This window comes from Methylobacter sp. (assembly GCF_036845245.1).
Lineage (GTDB): Bacteria > Pseudomonadota > Gammaproteobacteria > Methylococcales > Methylomonadaceae > Methylobacter_A.
Genome location: NZ_DAIUEH010000048.1, coordinates 1 through 8,504, shown reverse-complemented (window position 1 = coordinate 8,504; position 8,504 = coordinate 1). Strand labels below are relative to the sequence as shown.

6 protein-coding genes are annotated in these 8,504 nt (G+C 42.0%); 1 reads left to right on the top strand and 5 read right to left on the bottom strand.

The genetic code is table 11. The features are described 5' to 3' along the window. Positions 1–65 precede the first annotated feature (65 nt). The 4 genes from V7051_RS18740 to V7051_RS18725 form a co-directional block, all read right to left on the bottom strand. Complete coding sequence (locus tag V7051_RS18740) at positions 66–2,231, bottom strand: CHASE2 domain-containing protein (protein WP_333877611.1); 2,166 nt, start codon at positions 2,229–2,231, stop codon at positions 66–68. Positions 2,232–2,491: 260 nt separating this feature from the next. Next, positions 2,492–4,135 carry an HD domain-containing phosphohydrolase gene (locus V7051_RS18735; protein ID WP_333877609.1) on the bottom strand — a complete coding sequence of 548 codons (1,644 nt, stop codon included), beginning with the start codon at positions 4,133–4,135 and terminating at the stop codon, positions 2,492–2,494. A 349-nt stretch (positions 4,136–4,484) separates the two neighbouring features. Beyond that, on the bottom strand, positions 4,485–5,420 hold the full coding sequence (locus tag V7051_RS18730; protein WP_333877607.1) for a histone deacetylase family protein: 936 nt from the start codon (positions 5,418–5,420) through the stop codon (positions 4,485–4,487). Between the two features lie 66 nt (positions 5,421–5,486). Then, positions 5,487–6,317: a DNA-binding response regulator gene (locus V7051_RS18725; protein WP_333877605.1), complete on the bottom strand. Its 831-nt coding sequence runs from the start codon at positions 6,315–6,317 to the stop codon at positions 5,487–5,489. 542 nt (positions 6,318–6,859) lie between these two features. On the opposite strand from V7051_RS18725, the gene V7051_RS18720 reads away from it, so the two are divergent. Continuing rightward, positions 6,860–7,801: a malate dehydrogenase gene (locus V7051_RS18720; protein ID WP_333877603.1), complete on the top strand. Its 942-nt coding sequence runs from the start codon at positions 6,860–6,862 to the stop codon at positions 7,799–7,801. 91 nt (positions 7,802–7,892) lie between these two features. On the opposite strand, the gene V7051_RS18715 is transcribed toward V7051_RS18720, so the two are convergent. Beyond that, entirely contained in the window at positions 7,893–8,174 is a 282-nt protein-coding gene (locus tag V7051_RS18715; protein ID WP_333877602.1) for a PilZ domain-containing protein, read from the bottom strand. Positions 8,175–8,504 lie beyond the last annotated feature (330 nt).

Below are 8,504 nucleotides of genomic sequence, written 5' to 3'. Positions count from 1 at the left end.
TCTGTAGTTATACCTATACCTGCATATCTAAAGTAGTGGGAATGTGAGCCAGTTATTTAAAGCGGTTACTTACTGGTATGGGTAAATGCTCCATCCCAATCAATTTCCGGCGGTGATTCAAGATAGTAGGCTATTCGTTCGAGATAAATTGAATATAGTTTGTCATGGGGATTTTGCTCTGATAACTGCTGAAAAATGCTTTGTGCGTCGGTCCACTGCTGCTTTCTATAGCCGTGCAGGCCTTGGTTCAATAAATCGAGAATCTGTAATTGCTCGGGACTGATGTCTTCTGTCACACCCAAGGGCTCATAAATGGTAATGGGTTTATGCTTGCCCTTGACGCGTACTTTGTCGAGTTCGCGGTAAGTAAACTCCGGAGCCGCCTGAAGGGTACTCTCGCTGACAATCATTTTTACGCCGTATTGTTTGGTCAGTCCTTCCAAGCGCGAACCTAAATTAACTGCATCGCCCATTATTGTGTAAGCAATGCGAAATTGCGAACCCATATTGCCCACACTCATTTTTCCGGTATTAAGGCCTATGCCTATATCAACTTCCGGCCAACCCTTAGCTTTAAAATCTTTCTGAATTGTTTTTAAAGCTCGCAAGATCGCCAAACCTGCATTTACGGCATAGCTGGCATGCTGCGGATTCTGCATAGGCGCTCCCCAAAAAGCCATAATGGCATCGCCGATATATTTGTCGATAGTGCCTTTGTGTTCATGTATGACTCGGGTTACCGGCGTTAAGATGTCATTAATCAGCTCACACAATTCCTGTGGTTCCATGCCTTCGGAAATAGTAGTAAAGCCCCTGACATCGGAAAATAAAACGGTCATTTCCCGGCTTTCTCCTTTTAATGAAAATTCTTCATCCGATTGGCTCATTTGCTCTACCAATTCGGGCGGAATATATTGGCCGAACATATTACCCATTTGTTTTTTCTTTCGGCTTTCGAAGAAAAAGCCGAAAAATATCTGGATACCGTACAGCGCAGTCAATAAGGTGATAGGGGTTGCCAACATGGTGTCAATGTTCCAAATTGCCCAACAGTAAAAATTGAGTGCTATGCCGCCGACAAGCAATGCGCTGAACATGATGGCGGATAAAAATACCGGTAAGCGGGGAAATATAAAAACGCTGAGCAGGCAGATCAACAGTAATTCAGCTGTTTCAATGCCAATGATGATGCTGGGCCTGGATTTAATGGTTTGATCGAGCAATCCGCTCAGAATATTGGCATGTACTTCCACTCCAGGGTAGACGTTTTGTACAGGGGTTACCCTTAAATCGAGTAATCCGGCCGCCGACGTGCCGACAATAACAATTTTGTCTTTTAATTTTTCTTGGCTCACCACACCGTTGAGCACATCGGTTGCTGAAATATAAGGAAAACTTCCTTGCCGTCCCCGATAAGGCACCAAAAGAGTGCTGCTTTGATCGACCGGAATTTGGAAACCTTCAATATCCAAGCCTTCCAGGCGACTATCGATATTATTCTCGCCATAACCTTCGCTGGTAAGGAATTTAATCTCCGGCATGCCTAATAAGGTTCTGTATAGCGCCAGTGACAGTGCTTCATAAAGTTTGTTATCGTAATTGATTAATAAAGGCAGCCTTCGATAAACGCCATCCTCATCGACATTGGGATTGTTAAAAAAACCGCCGGACATTGCCGCTGTTTGCAGTTTCGGCAGATTGGCGGCATAGCTTTTTTCCTTGAACAGTAATGTGCTGAATGGCAATTCCTCTGCCGCCACCACAGGGGAGGGCAACACGCCCACTTCCGGCGTCTTTTCGACTTTATGGCTGGCGAAATAACCTAGAATGATAGGCCGATTTTCCAGGCTTTTGGCAAACATGTCATCGTAAGACAATTGCGGGCGTACTGTTTCCAACGTCGATAAGAAATTGGTATCTTTTTGTAGTGGACCGGATGCCAGTTTTTCCAATAATTCCACGCCTCCACTGGTATCCGGTTCGGAAAAAACAACGTCGAAGCCCAACAACTTAATATTGTAATAATCAAACAGCATATCGACCAGATAGGCCAGCTTATCCCTGCGCCAAGGCCACCGGCCTTCTTTAGCGAGACTTTCCTCGTCTATATCGATAATGACAATGCGTGGATCGATTGTGTCGACTGCTGTTGTCCTTAAGCGCAAGTCATATAGAATATTTTCCATCCGTTGCAGGGTTGGAATATGTAGCCAGTGTGCGGTATGTGCCATGAAAAATAGCGTAATTAGAGCGCATGCTAGAAAACGATACGATTTAAGCCATTTATTACTGAATTTCATCAAAGGAGCCAAGTTGATAATGATTAGTCTAAGATACGCATCGCATATTTTGGATGGTGTTTGGAAAATGGTGCGCGATTGATCCTACAGTAAGGGGTGACCTTGTCTGGTAGATCGAGCTTTTTTCTGTACGTTAGTATGTCTAGCTAGCCATTAAGATGGTTTTTTAACCCATTTTTTATAGCATCTATTTAGTCAGTATCGATTTGGAAATCATCCAAAAATTTTTCAGCATATTTTTTATATATTTTTTGTTCGATAAATGCATCATGCAAATCAGGATCGATGTGCTTGTCTTCTTTTAGCTTATTTAAGATAAATAATGCTTCAGAAAGTTTTTTGCCTTGCTTGTAAGGCCGGTCTTTTGCGGTCAGTGCCTCGAATACATCCGCTATTGCCATGGCTCTTGCAGGGATAGACATTTGTTCACGACTAAGTCCTTTGGGATAGCCCTTGCCGTCCATACGCTCATGATGACCGCCTGCATACTCAACAACATTTTGTAAGTGTTTGGGGAATTTAATGGCTTCCAGCATCGAAATGGTAACGTTGATATGGTTATTGATGATGTTCCGCTCTTCCGAGGTCAGCGTGCCTCGGAATATGCTCAGATTGTAAACCTCTTCATCGCTTAATAACGGCACATCGACATTGTTTAATGACCATCTAATCTTTTGTAACGACTGAAGCCGTGCAATGTCTTCATTAGACATGGCTTCGCCACCGGTATTGCAAAGACGGATAAACGCTAAATCATCATTTAAATGCTCAATATCAGCTTGGTAAGATTGTTCTAGTAAAGGCGACACGGTCGTGTTGTTTTGAAGTACAGCAAGTTGTTGTTTGAGCAGCGCTATTTCGCGGTCGCGTTTCAATACTTCAAAGCGCGCTTCCAGTAAATGAATGCGGTCGAAAATCGTTTCCAGTTTCGTCGCCTTGTCAATGACATACTCGGGGGTAATAATTTTGCCGCAGTCGTGTAACCAGCTTGCGATAGTGAGTTCGTAACGGTCTGCCTCGGTAAGCCTGAAATCCTGCAAATAACCATGGTCGGTATCATGCGCCGCCTCTGTCAGCATTAAGGTTAATTCCGGGACGCGACGACAATGTCCGCCGGTATACGGTGACTTTTCATCAACAGCAGTCGCTATTAATTTGACCAATGACTCGAACATGTTTTCCAGGTCGGTAATAAGCTGTTGTTTTGTTAAGACCGTTGCCGCTTGCGAGGCCAATGCTTCAGCAAACCGTTGAGAGACTGAATCGAACTTGATGATTTCTTTGGTTTCAGGATCAATAGCATTAATCAGTTGCAGGATGCCGATGATCTCACCTTGGTGATTAGTCAAGGGAATGGAAAGGAAAGATTTTGAACGGTAGTTGTTTTTTTTGTCGAATGCTTTGGTGCCTGTAAAGTCGAAATTAGCGGCATCATAGGCATCATCAATGTTGATGGTTTTATTGTTGTGATACGAATAACAGACGACATTCTTAAGGTTGGGCTCCCCGTTTTCCCCGTATAGTGGAATATTTGGAATATTAATGGCATTTCCTCCTCCGCCTAAAAAAATGCCAAGACTATCGGAACGGATGATTTCTATTTTAATGGCATTACCGTCAACCCGGTATATTGTTCCTCCATCTGCATTGGTAATGGATTTTGCTCCCAGCAAAATTTTTTCCAATAATTGCGCAGTATCTTTTTCGGAGGAAAGGGCAATGCCAATGTCAGTTAACTTTTCAACTTGACCGATAATTTTTTGTAAATCGGCAGGAAATTCGTTACCAATACCGGCGGTTTTTTCAAGCTGAGGAGTGATCTTTTGCGTAGTCATGTACTAAATACTGAGATTTTAGAAAGTATCTATTTAACTATAGTCCATGTGAGTTGACGACGCAAAAATAGATTGGTGATTATTTAATTTTAGTTGAGACGCTTTTCAAAATTAATAGCTTAACGACGACTAATACTCGACAAGTTCCCCTGAGCGTAATCAGCAGGCTGTTCGTTATGAATTTAGTACAAACCGGACTTATGGGTCTAACTACTTTTGTGTAGAGCATGTAGACTTTATTGGCTCATCATAAAATCTATCAAATTAATGTAAGGATTGATTACTCAAAATGCTCCATGCAAAAATCAATATCGCCTTAAATTAACTATTAAAAGAAACAGGGATAATATTAACCATTCAAGCCGGTCATTAATGCCTTAACATGAGCAGCAACACTGGCAGCTAGCGCTTTAAGATTATAGCCGCCTTCTAACGCTGAAATAATCCTGCCTTTGCAACTGCTGTCGGCAATGGCCATCAGCTCTAGAGTGATCCATTTGAAATCATCTTCAACCAACATAATAGATGCTAACGGATCGTCTTTATGGGCATCGAAGCCGGCTGAAATCAGCAATAAATCAGGTTTGAATTTTTTCAGGGCGGGTAAAATAATATTGTTATATTTTTGCCTGAATTTGATACCGGAGTCACCCGCAGCCAAAGGCACATTGATAATATTGCCGGCGCCGGTTTCTGCAGGATGCCCGGTACCTGGATAATGCGGCATCTCGTGACTGGAAGCGTAAAGCACACTAGGCTGATTGTAAAAAGCCGCTTGCGTGCCGTTACCATGGTGGACATCAAAGTCAACAATGGCAATCCGTTCGAGTTGATAATGCTGAAGCGCATAATTAGCCGCAATCGCTATATTGTTAAACAGGCAAAATCCCATCGCCTGATGGGGTTCTGCATGATGTCCCGGTGGACGTATGGCACAAAAAGCATTGTCGGCTTGGCCCGTCAACACCTTATCAACTGCATCGCAAACAGCACCGACCGCGCGAAAAGCGGCCTGTCTTGATCCTGGCGACAATACCGTATCATGATCTAAATGGTATTCTCCTTGTGCGGGGATAGCTTCAAGAATGGCATCAATATGAAATTGGGGATGAATCAGCCTGACTTGCTGCTCTGTACCGAGTGGCGGAGATTGCCTGATTAACGCTGAGAATTCCGGTGCCGACAATGCTTTTTCTATACTTCTGAGTCGGTCGGCGCATTCAGGGTGCCCAATACCGGTTTCATGAAAAAGAAAATCCGGGTGACTGTAATAAAGTGTCTTCACAAAGCCTCTTCAGAGTCTGCTGGTAAAAATCGACATTATCTCAGGAGCGCTGCCGCAAATAGTTGGCTAATGCATTTTAGTAGGCGCAGCCGCATTTAGCTTATATCCAAATCCTTTGACAGTCAAAATCCACTGCGGGTTATTCGGATCATCTTCAATTTTTTTTCTTAACAGGTGCATGTATTGATAAAGATCTGATTTGGTTGCCCGGTTATTTTCAGGCCAGAGATGATTAATAATCTCCTGAGTCATAAATACGCGGTCAATATCTTTCGCTAGTAATTCGAAAAGTTCAAACTCTTTACGTGTTAAATTCAATAGCTTACCGTTAAATAGCACGGATTTTGAACGTTGATCAATTTGAAACGGTTCGACGATAAAACAGTCATCATTATTCGCTACGCTTTTATCATCCGGCTGATAGTTGCAGTCTGCTTCATTTTGCCGTTCAAGCATTAATACTCTGCGATCATTAGCGGTTCGCCGCTCATAATTTCTCTTTTCTTGAATAAAGCCACGATGGAACTTGAATTTATTATGCAGATAATCGTTTAATTGATTAACATCAAGAGGGGCATCTAACGTTGCATCAACCCAACAAGTTATTTCTTTTTCTACATTGGCAATATTATTAACATCACGTAAGTAACATACCGGAATTTTATGATTAATGCTCATGTCACGAATCAAATCAAAGTTAATTTTTTGGTCTTGATCTTGTGCCAGACCCACAGCAAGAATAACTATATTGGGTTGTATCTGAATCATGGTATTAATCGATTCCTTGTCGTCGGTTGATTCAAAAACTTTATAGTGATGAGCATGGCAATATCCTTTTAATAAGCCCAGATGATAGGGGTCATCACTAATCAGTCCAATCCGAAAATCTGTATTCATATGAGTCCTCGTAAAATCCATTAAAATAAACAGACACAGGGTCTGATGGACAGTAAAGAAATATAATCTATATGCAAAGGATATAATAAAAGTATTGGTAAATTAAAAGTTACAATAAATTAGCAGGTTACAATAAACATTAGCACAGTCATGATATATTGCACAAGGTTAGTTGTTTCTAAAAAAACGGTATGAGTAATAGTACGTATCGAAGAGTTCAGTTATTTTATTTTAAGATTCTTTGAGAATTAATGACGAATTAGGTCAACACTATTGATTCCCGTACATCGATTGAAAAAATCTGCTACTACGGTTAAAAACTTTAATAATAGTATGTATTGTCACGTATTTTGTTTATGTGGTTCCTTTGTTAGGGTTAATAATGGCAATTAAGATTCGAAACTGGGCGATATTTTTAATTACTGTGATCAGCAATTAAAAAGAACGGACAAAGATATTATTGCCTGTCTTGTCTAAAATGAGATCGCTAAACTCATTACAATCAAATTAATGTCTTATTAAAAACAAACGGCCAACTGCTCATGAAAATTGCCATTATCGGAACCGGTCGTGTCGGTTCGACTCTTGCCTATGCCTTGGTGATAAAACAAGTTTGCGATCATTTGGTGATTGCCGGCCGCACTCATGAAAAAGCTCAAGGAGACGCTTTAGACCTGCAGCACACGCTGGCTTTTTGCTCACGGCCCATGCATATTGAGGGGAGTTCTAATGACCAGATAAAGGACGCCGATATTGTCGTAATTACCGCATCGATTGCGGCTGATGAGCCGGTATTGACTTCCCGTCTCCAATTAGGAGAGAAAAATACATTATTGTTCAGGGAATTGATTCCGATGCTGGCTGCCAATAATCCGAATGCTGTGTTGGTTGTCGTGACCAATCCGGTGGATGTGATGACATATGCAGCCTGTAAATTATCCGGTTTTCTTGCCAATCGGGTGCTGGGGGTTGGAACGCTGGTGGATTCAGCCCGATTTCGTGCCTTACTGTCACAAGAAGAGCATATTCATCCTGACGATCTTAGGGCTTATATTTTGGGTGAGCATGGCTCCAATCAATTGCCCATCTTAAGTAGCGCGGAAGCGGGCGGGGAACCTCTCGGCGATACACCCATTCATCGACAGTTATTCGCTCAGGTAACCGAAGCCGGTTTTGAGGTTTACCGCCTCAAAGGTTATACCAATCATGCTATCGCCACTGCGACATGCATGGTGATTGAAGCTGTAGTTTTCGACGAATACCGCACCATGCCTCTTGCCACCCGGTTTGACGATTGGATGGGCATTAAAGACAACTGCTTTAGCATTCCGGTGGTGATAGGGCGTAGCGGTATCATCCGTCATTTGCACCCCAAGTTAAACGACAGCGAACAGCAAGTTCTGCGGACTGCGGCGACGGCTATTAAAAGTGCTATTGTCTCATTGATACCCGACTTGGTAGATGATAGTCGCATCGATATTTGATTAATGCGATTTTTATTGCGATCGACCTAATTACTTAATTTAATAGGAAATATATTTTTCAGTTGTTGATTCTAAGCCATGCTTTCTGCAATCACCATTCTAATGTCGTGAAGCTAATGGCAACCTCCCAACCATCTGCGGATTTATTTGCGCGTACCACTCTGCCTTCACAACGAAGACGAGTTATATTTCTGCCCATTTTTTGCATAAGAATGAAGCAGCGCAGCATTAAATTCGGCTCAATCGCATTATCCGTAGTAAAGCAAACCCCAGTAGTGCTCAGGTTGCGTGTTACACCCGTACCTGAATCAAGCTCGACGGTACAAAAGGTAGGGTATCGTCCGGCAGATCGATTTTCTTTATTGTTATTCATAGAGTGCTCCATTGATGATTATGTCGGACACGTGACAAATTATTTATTAATGCCAGCCTTTGCAATTATGCAGGAAGGAAAGCTATTCCAAAATTTCTACAGATAATAGGCTGATTGTACTATTTAAAGTTTATATAGTTAAATCGATGTCTTTCGATTGTTGCGACATTGATTTATCAGACTGCTTCTGATCCTAAAAAATGGATGATAGGGTGTAAGTGCTTATAGGGTAGGGAATACAACACTCTCAATCAATAGGCGTTGTTACTTACCAGCTGATGTTACGCACTCGCCCCCCAAAAGGCGTATTATTCTGGAATGGATAAAGAA

What these genes read in the sequence shown, in the direction of transcription:
- V7051_RS18725 (WP_333877605.1), bottom strand. Translation starts at nt 6,317, where the DNA reads ATGAATACAGATTTTCGGATTGGACTGATTAGTGATGACCCCTATCAT.
- V7051_RS18735 (WP_333877609.1), bottom strand. Translation starts at nt 4,135, where the DNA reads ATGACTACGCAAAAGATCACTCCTCAGCTTGAAAAAACCGCCGGTATT.
- V7051_RS18740 (WP_333877611.1), bottom strand. Translation starts at nt 2,231, where the DNA reads ATGGCACATACCGCACACTGGCTACATATTCCAACCCTGCAACGGATG.
- V7051_RS18720 (WP_333877603.1), top strand. Translation starts at nt 6,860, where the DNA reads ATGAAAATTGCCATTATCGGAACCGGTCGTGTCGGTTCGACTCTTGCC.
- V7051_RS18715 (WP_333877602.1), bottom strand. Translation starts at nt 8,174, where the DNA reads ATGAATAACAATAAAGAAAATCGATCTGCCGGACGATACCCTACCTTT.